The sequence below is a fragment of the Endozoicomonas montiporae CL-33 genome (assembly GCF_001583435.1).
Lineage (GTDB): Bacteria > Pseudomonadota > Gammaproteobacteria > Pseudomonadales > Endozoicomonadaceae > Endozoicomonas_A > Endozoicomonas_A montiporae.
In genome coordinates, this window is the sequence record NZ_CP013251.1 from 2,125,256 (window position 1) to 2,139,578 (window position 14,323).

The following is a 14,323-nucleotide window of genomic DNA, read 5'->3' on the forward strand; positions in this document are numbered from 1 at the left end:
AATTTTCTCTGGACTTACATAGGAACGGCCAAACACCGCTATGATCGTTACTGTAAAAGATACCGCAACAGTGAAAGGCCGCCCCGATGCAAGTATGTCAGCCACTAGCTGAAGCCGCCAATTTTTCTTGTCATGCTATCCAACAGCTTGAGCAAAAACTGGCCGTTCTTCGTCAGGAACACAGCCCAATCAAGCACTTTGAAGACTATGAAGGTGAGATCCATAAACTCTTTATCGAAGCAGAGCAAAGCGTTCTGGCAGAAGACCTGACCGGGCTTGATATTGACGTTCCTGCGATTGAGGTAAGCGGTGTCTGTTACCATCGGGTGTTGCGATCTTCAGAAACTTATCAATCCGCTGTCGGCCCTGTCCGGGTTTTGCGTACGCTCTATCGTAACGGTAAGGATCACTCTATCATCCCTTTGGAGCTACAGGCAGGTATTGTAGAGGGGTATTGGACACCAAAAGCAGCTAAACAAGCTGTCTGGATGGTTGCGCAAATGCCTCCCGGAGAGGCTAAAAGCCTACTTGATCTGATAGGGAACATGACGCCCTCGGAAAGCTCTCTGGCCAGACTACCCAAAAAGTTCAATGCGCAGTGGGAACCCAATAGGGAAGCCTTTGAAGACTTTCTCTGGGAAAGCGTCAAGGTTCCTGAAGAAGCTGTGACTGCGGCCGCTTCTCTTGATGGCGTCATGTTGCCGATGAAAGATGGTAAACGTCAGGAAAAGCGGGAACAGAATAGAGTCGATGGCAAGCGAACCCGTGGCCCTGCTGGCTGTCAGGAGGCCAGTTGTGGAACATTGTCGTTTTACGATGCACAGGGTGAACGCCTCTCAACGGTCAGGATGAGTCGAATGCCTGAAAGCAAGAAAGTGACTTTGAAACAATCACTCTCCGCACTCCTGAGCGAAGCTCTTCGACAGAGGCCAGATCTGACGCTTGTTAAAGTCGCTGATGGGGCAAAAGACAACTGGACCTACCTTGCCAATGAACTCCCTGAAGGTCACGAGGTTGTAGACTTCTATCATGCCGCAGAGCACCTGAAGAAAGCGTTTGACCTGTCCTATGGTGAAAACAGCAACAAATCCAGAGAAAAGTTCATCACCTATCGCCACATCCTCAAAGAGGAGCCCGAAGGTGTTGAAAAAGTCATCAAAGCTCTGGCTTACCAGCATAAACGACACCCTCGTCGATCGAAGTTGAAAACAGAGCTGGAGTACTTCAGAAGTAATCGAACCCGCATGAACTATGCTGAACACTTGTCGCACAACTTGCCAATAGGCTCAGGGGTTATTGAGGCTACTTGTAAAACCTTGGTAACGCAGCGAATGAAGTGTTCTGGAATGAGGTGGCGGCATCCCGGAGGCCAAGGTATTTTGACAGCAAGGTCATTAATTCAGAGTGGCATGTTCGACAATGGCTGGAAGTTACTGGCGGTGACCTACTGCGCCAAGGTCACGGAAGTGGGTATGGACAATGTCATCCCATTCCCCATGCAGAAAGGTGACTTGGAATTATAGTACCAGTCAATATGAGACTTTCACCCAATAGTTTCAGCTCTTCCTGGCTGGGTGGGGCTACGAAGATTGGTAGTGGCACAGTTCTGTGATTCTAGCCCTGTCTGCTAAAATACGACATTCGGCAACTTTGAAAAATGCGGTTTAAAAATGTGCCTTACGCAAGTCCTCTGTACAACATGTGGCAGTAACCAAGTTCGGCCTTTCGGATACAGCACTCATGATGTTCCACGATACTATTGCTGTAATGACAAATGTGAAATCAAAACCTTCATGCTTGAATATCGCTACAAGGCCTGTGAGCCTGGCGTTAAAGAAAAAATCATCGATATGGCAATAAATGGCAGCGGAATCAGGGATACAAGTAAAGTACTCGGAATAAGCAAGACAACAGTAATAAAGACTCTAAAAAAAAAGAAAGCGGTCTGGTAAAGGTCAACCCAAATATTCAAACTATTGATCTCAAGTCAGATGCAATTATTCATGTAGGGCTTGTCTGCCAAGAGGCTGAGCTAGATGAGCAGTGGTCGTATGTTCATGATAAATCGAACCAACGCTGGCTTTGGTATGCTGTTGATCACGCTACAAATACCGTGCTTGCTTATGTTTTCGGAAAACGGAAAGATGAAGTTTTTAAAGAACTCAAAACACTTCTGAAGCCATTTGGTATTAATAAATTTTACACCGATGATTGGGGAGCCTATGAGCGACACCTTGATGAAAACATGCATATTATTGGTAAAGCAAACACTCAGAAGATAGAGCGTAAAAACCTTAATTTTCGGACTTGGATTAAACGGTTGGCCAGAAAGACAATTTGTTTGGGTGAAAGTCTCATACTGACCATTTTTTCTGGGCTTGCCGTCCGTGGTTTATACAGCAGCTACAAATTTTCTCTGGACTTACATAGGAACGGCCAAACACCGCTATGATCGTTACTGTAAAAGATACCGCAACAGTGAAAGGCCGCCCCGATGCAAGTATGTCAGCCACTAGCTGAAGCCGCCAATTTTTCTTGTCATGCTATCCAACAGCTTGAGCAAAAACTGGCCGTTCTTCGTCAGGAACACAGCCCAATCAAGCACTTTGAAGACTATGAAGGTGAGATCCATAAACTCTTTATCGAAGCAGAGCAAAGCGTTCTGGCAGAAGACCTGACCGGGCTTGATATTGACGTTCCTGCGATTGAGGTAAGCGGTGTCTGTTACCATCGGGTGTTGCGATCTTCAGAAACTTATCAATCCGCTGTCGGCCCTGTCCGGGTTTTGCGTACGCTCTATCGTAACGGTAAGGATCACTCTATCATCCCTTTGGAGCTACAGGCAGGTATTGTAGAGGGGTATTGGACACCAAAAGCAGCTAAACAAGCTGTCTGGATGGTTGCGCAAATGCCTCCCGGAGAGGCTAAAAGCCTACTTGATCTGATAGGGAACATGACGCCCTCGGAAAGCTCTCTGGCCAGACTACCCAAAAAGTTCAATGCGCAGTGGGAACCCAATAGGGAAGCCTTTGAAGACTTTCTCTGGGAAAGCGTCAAGGTTCCTGAAGAAGCTGTGACTGCGGCCGCTTCTCTTGATGGCGTCATGTTGCCGATGAAAGATGGTAAACGTCAGGAAAAGCGGGAACAGAATAGAGTCGATGGCAAGCGAACCCGTGGCCCTGCTGGCTGTCAGGAGGCCAGTTGTGGAACATTGTCGTTTTACGATGCACAGGGTGAACGCCTCTCAACGGTCAGGATGAGTCGAATGCCTGAAAGCAAGAAAGTGACTTTGAAACAATCACTCTCCGCACTCCTGAGCGAAGCTCTTCGACAGAGGCCAGATCTGACGCTTGTTAAAGTCGCTGATGGGGCAAAAGACAACTGGACCTACCTTGCCAATGAACTCCCTGAAGGTCACGAGGTTGTAGACTTCTATCATGCCGCAGAGCACCTGAAGAAAGCGTTTGACCTGTCCTATGGTGAAAACAGCAACAAATCCAGAGAAAAGTTCATCACCTATCGCCACATCCTCAAAGAGGAGCCCGAAGGTGTTGAAAAAGTCATCAAAGCTCTGGCTTACCAGCATAAACGACACCCTCGTCGATCGAAGTTGAAAACAGAGCTGGAGTACTTCAGAAGTAATCGAACCCGCATGAACTATGCTGAACACTTGTCGCACAACTTGCCAATAGGCTCAGGGGTTATTGAGGCTACTTGTAAAACCTTGGTAACGCAGCGAATGAAGTGTTCTGGAATGAGGTGGCGGCATCCCGGAGGCCAAGGTATTTTGACAGCAAGGTCATTAATTCAGAGTGGCATGTTCGACAATGGCTGGAAGTTACTGGCGGTGACCTACTGCGCCAAGGTCACGGAAGTGGGTATGGACAATGTCATCCCATTCCCCATGCAGAAAGGTGACTTGGAATTATAGTACCAGTCAATATGAGACTTTCACCCATTTGTTTTTCAAAGCTCGAAAAGATGCACGATATTGTTATTGGATTATTGATTAATAAAGTTGAGTTTGGGGTCAATATTCACGCGATATAACAGTTCTGGCCCACTACCGAACCTTTATTGGCTTTTTGTTTGAGCAGTTTGATGACAGGATCTGATGTACTGACAGAACGCCCTGAAAACAGGGCAACAAAGTTCTTCAGACTTTTCTGGTTAACGAATATCTGAACCCGTTCGCTGAATGTTAATCGAAACGATGTGTTGGTTAGTTCTGGCATGACCGTCATCCTGATTGCAGGGCTTTCAGGCGTTATCGGCAGTGGTGCGGTGTTTTCTTAGACAGTTAGTGAAGCAGGGGTGGGAATAATACCCCTGCTGATTACTGCCTGGTGTTAGCTGTGGCGAGTCTGTTCTTTGATAAATGAGTGCAGCACGGCCAGATCGTGCTCGAGCACGCTGTAACGTTCTTCCCGTTGCAGCAGGTCGCTCATGGAGGCAGGCAGAGAAGGGGATTGCAGACCGGCCTTTTCAATGGCTTCAGGGAACTTGACCGGGTGAGCCGTTGCCAGCACGACTTTTGGCATTCTTGCATCAAGCTGAAGTTCTCGCAGGGCACGAACACCGGTGGCGGTGTGCGGGTCAGCCAGATAGCCGGTTTCCCTGTGCAGCTCGGCGATGGTTGCGCAGGTATCGTCGTCGCCGGTACGACAACTGTCAAACAGTGTTTTGATGTTCAGCCATTCTGTTTCCGGTGCCTGCAGCTGACCAGTGCTCTGGAACGTTTCCATCAGTTGAGCCAGGCGATCGCCGTCTCGTCCCAGCATATCAAACAGCAGTCGCTCAAAGTTGCTGGATACCATGATATCCATGCTGGGCGATAGTGTATGCTCCAGCTGTTGCTTGCGGTAATCGTTGTCTTTGAAGAAGCGATGCAGAATGTCGTTCTGATTGGTGGCGACCACCAGTTTGCCAATCGGCAGGCCCATTCCACGGGCAATGTAACCGGCAAAAATATCACCAAAGTTACCAGTCGGTACCGAGAACGCGACTTCACGTTCCGGAGCGCCCAGAAGCAGAGCCGCATGGAAGTAATACACCACCTGAGCCATGATTCGAGCCCAGTTAATGGAGTTAACAGCAACGAGTCGTGTGTTATCGGGCAGGAAGGGCTGGTCGGCAAAGGACTGTTTGACCATCGCCTGACAGTCATCAAAATTACCTTTGATGGCAATGTTATTGACATTGTCTGCCATTACGCTGGTCATCTGGCGACGCTGTACTTCTGAAACCCTTTGATAAGGATGAAGGATAAAGATATCCAGAGCATCGCTGTGGCGACAGCCTTCAATCGCAGCTGAGCCGGTATCACCAGAAGTGGCGCCCAGTACAATGGCTTTTTCGCCACGTTCTGTCAAAACATGGTTGAGCAGCCGCCCAAGCAGTTGCAGGGCAAAATCTTTGAATGCCAGTGTCGGGCCGTGGAACAGCTCCATAATCCATTCGTTGCTGCCAACCTGATGCAAAGGAGCCACAGCGCTGTGAGAGAAAATCTCTGATGTGCTGTAGCTGTCGTCAATGAGCTGCTTCAGGGTGCTGTCGTCAATTTCACCGCCAACAAAAGGTTTGATGATGGTAAAGGCGAGTTCGTTATACGGCAGCCCTCTTAACTGACGGATGTCTTCTTTTGAAAACTGTGGCAGCTCTGCGGGCACATAAAGACCACCATCACTGGCAAGGCCAGCCAGCAGCACGTCCTGAAATCCTTTTTCTTCACCCTTTGCGGATCGGGTTGTTATATATTTCACTCTTTATTCCTCTGTAATTCGTGTCGAAGCTTTGTGTTATGGCAAAGTGCGTTATGACATAGTGCGTTATGACATAGTGCGTTATGACATAGTGCGCTATGGCATAGCGGGTTATGCCATAGCCTCAACACGAATAAGTGCAACCCGGGACTGAACTTCCTCGAGCGCTTCAATTTTCTTCACCGCCTGTTTCATGACAGCTTCTTTAACGGTTTCAGTGAGGATAACGACATCGGCGTGCCTGTCGTGTTCCCGCGCCGCTTTCTGGGTCAGTGCAGAGATGTTGATGTTGTACTCGTCCAGTACCGAGCTGAGTGCTCTGATCACGCCGGGGTGGTCGTCTACATGGATGCGCAGGTAGTAAGGGCATTCAACGTCGTCTACCGACAGGACTTCTGTGGGCTGCATAGAATCGCTATGGAAACCCAGCGGGAAGGGCATGGAAGCGGGTGTTTCAAGGTTGCGGGCTATATCGATAATATCTGCAACAACGGAGGAAGCTGTGGGTTCTGAACCGGCGCCAGGTCCAACCAGCATGGTTTCACCAATAGCGTCAGCATTGATGACAACCGAGTTAAGAACGCCATTAATGTTTGCCATCGGGCGATCAGCAGGAATAAGGGCAGGATGTACCCGTAACTCAATGCCCTGTTCTGTCTTGCGCGAGATACCCAGATGTTTGATCCGGTAACCAAAGTCTTCGGCGTACTGAATATCGCCCGGCGTCACCTGGCTGATGCCTTCAGTAAAAGCTTTGTTGAATTGCAGCGGAATACCAAAGGCGATGGAAGCCATGATGGTCAGTTTGTGGCAGGCATCAATGCCTTCCACATCAAAAGTCGGGTCGGCTTCGGCGTAACCCAGTTCCTGGGCTTCTTGCAGCACATCTTCAAACGGACGGTTTTTGTCGCCCATTTCGGTAAGAATAAAGTTGCCGGTGCCATTGATGATGCCAGCCAGCCAGTTGATGTCATTGGCTGCCAGACCTTCACGCAGGGTTTTGATGACCGGAATACCGCCAGCTACCGCTGCTTCATAGGCGACAATAACATTGTTTTCCCGGGCGGCTTTGAAAATCTCGTTACCATGTTCGGCAATCAGGGCTTTGTTGGCCGTGACAACATGCTTGCCATTGTTGATGGCGGTCAGGATCAAATCCTTGGCAACATCGTAGCCACCGATCAGTTCAACAAGGATGTCGATGTCAGGGTTTTGTGCCACATCGAAGATATCGGTGGTGACTGGTGTCTGGCTGGTATCGCAGGCTGGGTTGCCCCGGCGGGTGGCGACCTGTTCAATGATGACCTGTCTGCCAGTTCGGGCAGTAATGCTATCGGTGTTTCGGGTTAATACATTGAAGGTACCACCACCGACGGTACCCAGACCGCATATTCCTACCTTTACCGGTTTCAAGATGCTTCACCTACTTATGAGACGCTTGTTGTTAATGGTCTGTTCGTTGTTATGACATGCTGCTGAAAATCAGGAAGTGTATTGTTGCTGTGATTTTCACACGGATGTGATGTTGACTTCCCGGACAGAGCAGAATAAATCTGGTTTGATAAACGCAGAAGGGCGATTATAGCCGTAAATACTCGACTGATGCGAGCCTTGCCGAAGTCAGGTCGGCTTCAGCTGAGCTGTTGTCCAGTGTGGATAAGGGAATCGACCAGGGAATAGCCCTGTCGTGTGACAGGGCTATCGGTTCTATTTGGCAGGAGCAGGCAGAGCAGGTTTTTCAGAGGCTGGGGTGATCCCCATGATTTTGGCCAGTTCTGAAGCTGGACGATAGCCGGGTATAGACCTTCCGTCTTCCAGAAATAAGGCTGGTGTTCCGTTTACGCCGAGGTTGATACCGAGCTGGTATTGTTCGTCAACCAAGGCGCCGCAAGAGCCTGCTGGCTGTGGACCACCTTTTTTTGCTGCGTCGGTAATGGGTATCTCTTTACCGGTTTTCAGGTCAGTAATGGCCTGCTTGCGATCTTTGGAGCACCAGGCGCTGACCATTTTCTGATAAGCGGGAGAACGATCGCCACCTCTTGGGAATGCCAGATAACGTAGCTCAATGCCAAGGTCGTTCATGGCCTGTAGTTCCTGATGGAGCTTTCGGCAGTAGCCACAATCGACGTCGGTGAACGCATAAACCACTCCTTTTACGTTGCCTTTGGGTTTAAAGGCTATCGTATCGGCCGGTTTTAGTTGGGCGAGTTGTTTGGCGATAGCGGTGGTGCGTACGTTTTCAGTCAGGTTGGTTATGTTGCCGTCGTCTTCCAGTTTCAGCATGTCGCCTCTGAGAATCAGGCGACCGTCGCTGCTGGCATAGATGACGTTGCCGCCACTGAGGACAATCATGTACACCCCCTTCCAGTCAGTGCGTTCCACACGCTCTATGGGGATATTGGGATCGCGGGATTTCAACTGGATTTCAATGGCTTTTGCCACTTCTGCCAGCTCCTTATTCACGGTGGTCACCGCTGTGACGGGGGCTTTTGGGTCTGTTTTGACGTCCGCCTGAAGTGCCGGGGTGGCGATCAGCCCGGCCAGAAGAAGTAGTGCGCTGTAACGCATGAGGAGTCCTCGTTGCTATTTTTGTTGTCAAAGCCTTTTGGCCGGACGATGGCTCAAGCCGAAATGCTACCGAATATGATCGGATGGTATGGCACAGAAGTTTAGCCGGTGTTGTGGCTTTGTCATCCTCGCGGGTGATGTTTGGCGTGCAGTGTTCCCAGCCGGTGTCGCGCTACATGGGTATAAATCTGGGTGGTGGAGAGGTCACTGTGCCCGAGCAGTAATTGTACAACCCGCAAATCGGCACCATGATTAAGCAGATGGGTGGCAAATGCATGGCGAAGTACGTGGGGTGACACATCGGCTGTTATGCCTGCTGTCTGCTGGTGGTGCTTGATTCGATGCCAGAAAGTCTGACGAGTCATGGGTTGCTCCTGTCTTCCGGGAAACATGACCGGGCTGTTAACGTTGTTGAGAAGGTCCGGTCTGGCTTGTTTCATATAGCTCTGCACCCAGTTCAGAGCCTCTTCGCCCATGGGACTTAATCGCTCTTTGCCGCCTTTGCCGCTGATTCGGATGATGCCCTGTCGAAGGTTGATCTGCTCAACCCTCAGGTTGACCAGCTCGGAGACTCTCAGTCCGCAGGCGTAAAGCAGTTCCAGCATGCACCGGTCACGCAGCCCCAGGTTGGTTTCGGTATCGGGTGCATTCAGAAGGGCTTCCACTTCAGACTCTGTCAACGTTTTGGGGAGTGATCGCCCCTGTTTTGGAAGTTCGATGTTGTCAGTTATGTCTCTGTCCAGTTCGCCCTCCCTGAGCAGATAGCGGTAGAAGCCTCTCAGGCTGGAGAGGCTTCGGGCCGTTGAAGCGGGTTTGTAGTGTTGCTGATAACGCCAGGCAAGGTAATGGCTGATGCTGTCTGGGGTGGCCTCTGTTATCGGTATTTTCTCGTGTTCGCTGAGCCATTGTTGAAATTGTTTCAAATCGCGCTGATAAGAGGATCGGGTGTTGTCGCTAAGACCTTTTTCCAGCCAAAGGTGTTGAAGGAATCGTTCAGTGGACGCAGCGATTTGAAAATGTGCAGGCATGGCGATGTCGGAATGATGGTTTGCTCTGATGGTATAGGAGTTTGGTCCGTGCAGGCAAACGGCAAGGGAGGAAGTGGGAATAAGGCAGGAACAAAAAAAAGCGACCGAAGTCGCTTTCCCTGATGTCTAACAAAAGTTGCCGGATTGTCAGAACAATAAATAAAGACGTTTCTGGTTCCGGCCTGAGCCGGAATCAAAGCAATCTTACTTGAGCTTTTCCTTGATGCGAGCAGCCTTACCGCTACGCTCACGCAAGTAGTACAGCTTAGCTTGACGAACATCACCACGGCGCTTGACAGTGATGGAGTCGATCAGTGGGCTGTAAGTCTGGAATACACGCTCAACGCCAACACCGCTGGAGATTTTACGAACGGTGAAAGCAGAGTTCAGGCCACGCTTACGAACGGCGATAACAACACCTTCGAACGCCTGCAGACGCTCACGGTTGCCTTCTTTTACCTTAACTTGTACAACAACGGTATCACCCTGTGCGAACGCAGGGATTTCCTTGTTCATTTGCTCGTTTTCGAGCGCTTCAATAATTCTGTTCTTGCTCATTTTAGCTTTTGCTCCCGATAGTCAAGATTGCCGCCAAATTGGGGTTTTAGCCTTTGCTGGCTTCGCTGTGTTCCTGCTGGAATTCAGCGAGTAATTTCTTTTCCTCGCGGCTTAGCTCACGACCTTCAAGAAGGTCAGGGCGTCGCAGCCAGGTTCTGCCCAGAGACTGTTTCAGTCGCCACTCGCGAATACGCTGGTGGTTGCCTGACATCAGTACTTCCGGCACTTCCTGTCCTTCAAACACTTCCGGACGGGTGTAGTGCGGGCAATCAAGAAGGCCATCCGCAAAGGAGTCTTCTTGGGCGGAATCCTTATGACCCAGGGTGCCCGGTACAAAGCGTGATACTGCATCAATCAGAGTCATGGAGGCGAGTTCGCCACCACTTAATACGTAATCCCCAATCGACCATTCCTCGTCAATTTCAGCGTTGATTACGCGCTCATCAATACCTTCATACCGCCCCGCTACCAAAATGATCCGCTTTTTCGCGGCGAGTTCCTGAACCCCTGCCTGATCTAACGGGCGTCCCTGGGGAGACAGGTATATCACTGTGGCATCGGTTCCAGCAGCTTGTCTGGCTGCATGGATGGCGTCACGCAGAGGTTGAATTTTCATCAACATGCCGGGACCACCGCCATAAGGTCGGTCATCCACAGTCCGGTGTTTGTCGTGGGTAAAATCCCGGGGATTCCAGATTTCTACCGCAACACTGCCTTCTTTAACGGCTCGTCCGGTAATACCGTGATCGGTAATCGCACGAAACATTTCAGGAAACAGTGTGACAACACCGAACCACATTTTATCCTTTAAGGACAATTGCGCCGTTATGGCTGCATCGTTGTGCTGTTCCATAACGGATTAAAATTCCGGATCCCAGTCAATCCGAATGAACCCTTCTTCAGAGTTCACTTCTTCAATCACCTGATCGACCAGCCAGGGCACAAGGCGCTGGGACTTGTCGATACTGCCCCTGCAGGGGCGGATCACCAGAACATCATTTGCTCCGGTTTCCATCAGGTGACTGACTTTGCCCAGAAGGATCTTTTCATCCGCATCGTTGCGGGTAAAAACATCCAGTCCTTCGAGTTCATGCCAATAAATTTCATCATCGGCAGTCTCGGGCAACTCGCTGGAGTGTACCTTGATTTCGGCGCCACAATACTGGCGGGCGATATCCCGGTCATCACAGCCAACGATGTGTGCGATCAAGCCCTTTGCCTGACGGCGGCCCTGATCGACTTCAATGGTCTGCTGGCGACCATTGTGATCCAGAATCCAGTGCTTGTAATCCAGGATGTTCGTCATGGGGTTGGTGTGTGAATACACCTTCACCCAGCCTTTTATCCCGTATACAGCAGTGATTTTTCCCAGAGTCACCAGACTCTTGCTGGATGCTTCAACTGCAGTTTGGGTCACTGGTAAATTCCTTCAAACAGCGGATTAAGCAGCTTTTTTAGCGTCTTTAATCAGCTGGGCTACGCGATCGGACATGCCTGCGCCCTGGCCCAGCCAGAACTCAACACGTTCGTTATCTACACGCAGACGCTCTTCCTGACCACGAGCAGTAGGGTTGAAGAAACCTACACGCTCGATGAAACGGCCGCTGTTAGCCTTACGGCTGTCAGCTACGGTCAGGTGGTAAAATGGGCGCTTCTTGGAACCGCCGCGAGCGAGACGAATTGTTACCATGGAATGGTTTTCCTGTAATCGTGGTCCGGCAACTTTTGCATGGGTATTCTGGCCTGCTTCCGCTGCTTATGAAATAAGCATTTTCTGCAGGTATAGAACACCACGATGGAGTAAACCCCATCACAAAGGGCGCATATTCTAAGGAATAAAATCAATGCTGACAACTGCAAGTGGTTTATTTACAGGACAAAAAGGTCGATAAATGAAGGTATTGGGCAGATTAGAAGGAATATTTGATGAAAATAGCTGGATTTCTGTTGGTCTGTGTTTTGTGGAGTTGCCGGGTGTGGTCAGACATTTTTCCTGAAGGTTTGACGGACTTTGGCGACTTGGCTGATCAGGCCTCGGCCGTTTCCATGCTTTATGACCAGAACTATACGAGTCTGGAGGAATTAGCCAAAGGAGAGGGGGGACAGCATGCTGCCAGCTTTATAGTTGTTTTTGATAATCGAAAATGGTTTGTGAAAACAATAAGAAAAAACAAGTCCATGGAAACTGGTCCGGACAGCATGACGTCTTATATACGAAGCCTATTACTTAAAGTCACAGAAATTCTATTACTTAAAGTCACAGATTGGGGCAGTAGTTTGAGCAATGAAAATATGAACCTTGCTTATGAGTGGGAACTGGTGAAGCGAAAGGCTGACTTTGATTATTTGTCTGAATTTAAAACGGGGCTGGTTCTCCCGGAGAGAGCTGCTTTTTTTTCAACAGCTGGTGAAGAGTTTTATATTGTCAGCTATCCCATGGTATCTGGTAAGTCCATGAAAGCTGTTATCGAAAGTGGGAATTATGCTTCAGAATCTGAAGCAAAAAAAACATGGCTCAAGCTTGCCTACCGGTATGCTCATGCCACAGCAGCACTCAATTTTGGGCCGTATACAGACGGGGATGAGGCAACGGACTTTTATAGACTGAGTGAGAAACCGTCTTATGTACACTTAGATGACAGGAATTCGACTAACCAACTCTATGATAAAGATAATGACTGGGTATACTTTATTGATTTGGCTTCAGAAGAGGGTAAGGCTCGTAAGAATGATTCAGTATTGTCGAGTCAAAGGCAAATGATAAGAACGCTGCTAAAGATATTGAAACAGCCAGCTTGTATGAATAAAGAGTGCTTTGATGCATTAAAAGACGCCATTGTTGATGGCTATACATCTGCCCTTCCAAGGTTTGATAGTAAATCAGTGAGTGAAAAAATTGAAATGATGTTTCGTGTGTCTGTTGATTTAAAGTGTGAAGAATATTACCCACCGGAGTACTGTCAGTTTTCGAAGTGAGCAGTTAACGCCATATTGGTTGATTTACTCGAGTTTAGAGAATTATAAGCACGAAAGTTCTGCATTTTTCAAATAAGAATAGAGTTAAGAAACCGTTTCACCTACCAAGAGGAAACGGCTGCCATGCTCACTTCAGAACAAAGAACAATCCTTCAGGAGCTTTCTCTACATACGACATTTCTTGTCGGAGCGCCATCTTCAAATGCAGTACCAACGTTCTGCGAACTGCTCCTTGGCGGTATGCTGTCCGGTGAAGGCTTTGTTATACCAATTCCACCCTACAAGTAACTCACTCCACAAGCCTTGTTATCACTGGATTTGTATTTTTGATAATAAAGTACAAGAAAGGGCTTATTGGAGCGTTAGTTACATCATAGATGTTTGGCTAAACATGAATTGCGCAGCCATTCTGAATCACGGGAGCATTTAAAACTCTAAATTAGAGAACTAATTAGGAAGTCTGTTTAATGTTGGCATAAACTCTTGTACTGCGTAAAAGTTCAGAAAAGGCTTGAATTCTTATGAACAAACCTTCTTTTTTTATCCGGTTGGCAGTACTGCAAAACTCGTGGGTTTTTGGCAGCTTGCTTTTTGTTTCCGCTTCCGGGTTTGGAGTGTCGATCAAAATCGATAGCAGTACCGCCTCATACCACGCAACTGAAGAGCAGGCTGGGTCACAGGAGGAATCGCTTGAAAATGTTGCTCACCAAAGGCAGCGTCGAGTGATCGGGGGGCAGGCTTCGGATTGGAGACAGTATCCGTGGTTAGTCGGGCTTGAGCAGATTAGGAGGGACACACGTGACAAATTGCTCAAAACCGACCCGGCTTACTCTTTATCGTCAACGACCGCCCCAGCCCCGGCTGACTCTTTATCGTCAACGACCACCCCAGCCCCGGCTGACTCTATATCGTCAACGACCACCCCAGCCCCGGCTCACTCTTTATCATCAACGACCGCCCCAGCCCCGGCTCGCTCTTTATCATCAACGACTGCCTCAGCCCCGGCTCACTCTTTATCGTCAACGACCGCTCCAATAGACTCTCTGACGGTTCCAGTTAGCGTTCTGCCTTCCATTCCGAAGATAAAAAAATATCAGGAAACATCAGGTTTTGAGTGCTCTGGAATGCTTGTGGATCGCTTGTGGGTGATGACTGCAGCGCATTGTCTGGATAGCAATAAAGGAAAAGCATTGAAAAAGTTTGTCAAACTCACCTTTGTTAACCCTCTCACCGATGAAGTGATAGTCCGAACCAGTCGCTTTTATTTAGTGCCTGTCAGAAAACCTCTGAAAAACGGCAGTCGTTCTTGGCCGACAGAAGTTGATAACGGCTGGATTTGAGTTACCAGACGAACAAAGGATGTTTTTTGTACCGCACTGTTCAAAATACAACCTGATTCGACTATCTACAAGCGCAGTAATCTCTCATGCC

15 protein-coding genes are annotated in these 14,323 nt (G+C 48.9%); 6 read left to right on the forward strand and 9 right to left on the reverse strand.

Annotated features, from left to right (window positions below):
- Positions 1-86 precede the first annotated feature (86 nt).
- From EZMO1_RS09755 to EZMO1_RS09770, 4 genes are all read left to right on the forward strand, one after another.
- Positions 87-1,523 (forward strand): hypothetical protein, encoded by a 1,437-nt coding sequence (locus EZMO1_RS09755; RefSeq protein WP_034872942.1) that lies wholly within the window; start codon positions 87-89, stop codon positions 1,521-1,523.
- A gap of 270 nt (positions 1,524-1,793) precedes the next feature.
- On the forward strand, positions 1,794-1,952 hold the full coding sequence (locus EZMO1_RS26710; RefSeq protein WP_034872907.1) for an IS1-like element transposase: 159 nt from the start codon (positions 1,794-1,796) through the stop codon (positions 1,950-1,952).
- 47 nt (positions 1,953-1,999) lie between these two features.
- Positions 2,000-2,452, forward strand: a complete 453-nt coding sequence (locus EZMO1_RS09765; RefSeq protein ID WP_244886746.1) for an IS1 family transposase — start codon at positions 2,000-2,002, stop codon at positions 2,450-2,452.
- Positions 2,453-2,494: 42 nt separating this feature from the next.
- Positions 2,495-3,931 carry a hypothetical protein gene (locus EZMO1_RS09770; protein WP_034872942.1) on the forward strand — a complete coding sequence of 479 codons (1,437 nt, stop codon included), beginning with the start codon at positions 2,495-2,497 and terminating at the stop codon, positions 3,929-3,931.
- A 106-nt stretch (positions 3,932-4,037) separates the two neighbouring features.
- Here the strand turns inward: EZMO1_RS09770 and EZMO1_RS09775 are convergent, their stop codons facing one another.
- The 9 genes from EZMO1_RS09775 to rpsP all read right to left on the reverse strand — a co-directional run bounded on the left by EZMO1_RS09775 (position 4,038) and on the right by rpsP (position 11,606).
- The gene (locus EZMO1_RS09775; RefSeq protein ID WP_034873060.1) at positions 4,038-4,235 is read right to left on the reverse strand and encodes a hypothetical protein; all 198 of its coding nucleotides are present in this window, start codon (positions 4,233-4,235) and stop codon (positions 4,038-4,040) included.
- Between the two features lie 114 nt (positions 4,236-4,349).
- Positions 4,350-5,762, reverse strand: a complete 1,413-nt coding sequence (thrC, locus tag EZMO1_RS09780; RefSeq protein ID WP_034873061.1) for a threonine synthase — start codon at positions 5,760-5,762, stop codon at positions 4,350-4,352.
- A 111-nt stretch (positions 5,763-5,873) separates the two neighbouring features.
- On the reverse strand, positions 5,874-7,175 hold the full coding sequence (locus EZMO1_RS09785) for a homoserine dehydrogenase (RefSeq protein WP_034873062.1): 1,302 nt from the start codon (positions 7,173-7,175) through the stop codon (positions 5,874-5,876).
- 294 nt (positions 7,176-7,469) lie between these two features.
- A complete protein-coding gene (locus tag EZMO1_RS09790) occupies positions 7,470-8,330 on the reverse strand; it encodes a DsbC family protein (protein WP_051789368.1) in 861 nt (286 codons plus the stop codon).
- A 122-nt stretch (positions 8,331-8,452) separates the two neighbouring features.
- Complete coding sequence (gene xerD, locus EZMO1_RS09795; RefSeq protein ID WP_034873063.1) at positions 8,453-9,358, reverse strand: site-specific tyrosine recombinase XerD; 906 nt, start codon at positions 9,356-9,358, stop codon at positions 8,453-8,455.
- 204 nt (positions 9,359-9,562) lie between these two features.
- Complete coding sequence (gene rplS / locus EZMO1_RS09800) at positions 9,563-9,916, reverse strand: 50S ribosomal protein L19 (RefSeq protein ID WP_034873064.1); 354 nt, start codon at positions 9,914-9,916, stop codon at positions 9,563-9,565.
- Between the two features lie 46 nt (positions 9,917-9,962).
- Entirely contained in the window at positions 9,963-10,715 is a 753-nt protein-coding gene (gene trmD, locus EZMO1_RS09805; RefSeq protein WP_034873581.1) for a tRNA (guanosine(37)-N1)-methyltransferase TrmD, read from the reverse strand.
- Between the two features lie 60 nt (positions 10,716-10,775).
- Positions 10,776-11,333: a ribosome maturation factor RimM gene (rimM, locus tag EZMO1_RS09810; RefSeq protein ID WP_051789370.1), complete on the reverse strand. Its 558-nt coding sequence runs from the start codon at positions 11,331-11,333 to the stop codon at positions 10,776-10,778.
- A gap of 24 nt (positions 11,334-11,357) precedes the next feature.
- Positions 11,358-11,606, reverse strand: a complete 249-nt coding sequence (rpsP, locus tag EZMO1_RS09815; protein ID WP_034873065.1) for a 30S ribosomal protein S16 — start codon at positions 11,604-11,606, stop codon at positions 11,358-11,360.
- A gap of 236 nt (positions 11,607-11,842) precedes the next feature.
- Here rpsP and EZMO1_RS09820 point away from each other — a divergent pair, with 236 nt between their 5' ends.
- On the forward strand, positions 11,843-12,892 hold the full coding sequence (locus EZMO1_RS09820) for a hypothetical protein (RefSeq protein WP_034873066.1): 1,050 nt from the start codon (positions 11,843-11,845) through the stop codon (positions 12,890-12,892).
- A 1,124-nt stretch (positions 12,893-14,016) separates the two neighbouring features.
- Positions 14,017-14,232, forward strand: coding sequence for a serine protease family protein (locus EZMO1_RS28080; protein ID WP_034873067.1), 216 nt, complete (start codon positions 14,017-14,019; stop codon positions 14,230-14,232).
- The last annotated feature ends 91 nt before the right edge of the window (positions 14,233-14,323 follow it).

What these genes read in the sequence shown, in the direction of transcription:
- EZMO1_RS09820 (WP_034873066.1), top strand. Translation starts at nt 11,843, where the DNA reads ATGAAAATAGCTGGATTTCTGTTGGTCTGTGTTTTGTGGAGTTGCCGG.
- rpsP (WP_034873065.1), bottom strand. Translation starts at nt 11,606, where the DNA reads ATGGTAACAATTCGTCTCGCTCGCGGCGGTTCCAAGAAGCGCCCATTT.
- EZMO1_RS26710 (WP_034872907.1), top strand. Translation starts at nt 1,794, where the DNA reads ATGCTTGAATATCGCTACAAGGCCTGTGAGCCTGGCGTTAAAGAAAAA.
- EZMO1_RS09775 (WP_034873060.1), bottom strand. Translation starts at nt 4,235, where the DNA reads ATGCCAGAACTAACCAACACATCGTTTCGATTAACATTCAGCGAACGG.
- EZMO1_RS09790 (WP_051789368.1), bottom strand. Translation starts at nt 8,330, where the DNA reads ATGCGTTACAGCGCACTACTTCTTCTGGCCGGGCTGATCGCCACCCCG.
- trmD (WP_034873581.1), bottom strand. Translation starts at nt 10,715, where the DNA reads ATGTGGTTCGGTGTTGTCACACTGTTTCCTGAAATGTTTCGTGCGATT.
- xerD (WP_034873063.1), bottom strand. Translation starts at nt 9,358, where the DNA reads ATGCCTGCACATTTTCAAATCGCTGCGTCCACTGAACGATTCCTTCAA.
- EZMO1_RS09770 (WP_034872942.1), top strand. Translation starts at nt 2,495, where the DNA reads ATGCAAGTATGTCAGCCACTAGCTGAAGCCGCCAATTTTTCTTGTCAT.
- EZMO1_RS09755 (WP_034872942.1), top strand. Translation starts at nt 87, where the DNA reads ATGCAAGTATGTCAGCCACTAGCTGAAGCCGCCAATTTTTCTTGTCAT.
- rplS (WP_034873064.1), bottom strand. Translation starts at nt 9,916, where the DNA reads ATGAGCAAGAACAGAATTATTGAAGCGCTCGAAAACGAGCAAATGAAC.
- EZMO1_RS28080 (WP_034873067.1), top strand. Translation starts at nt 14,017, where the DNA reads ATGCTTGTGGATCGCTTGTGGGTGATGACTGCAGCGCATTGTCTGGAT.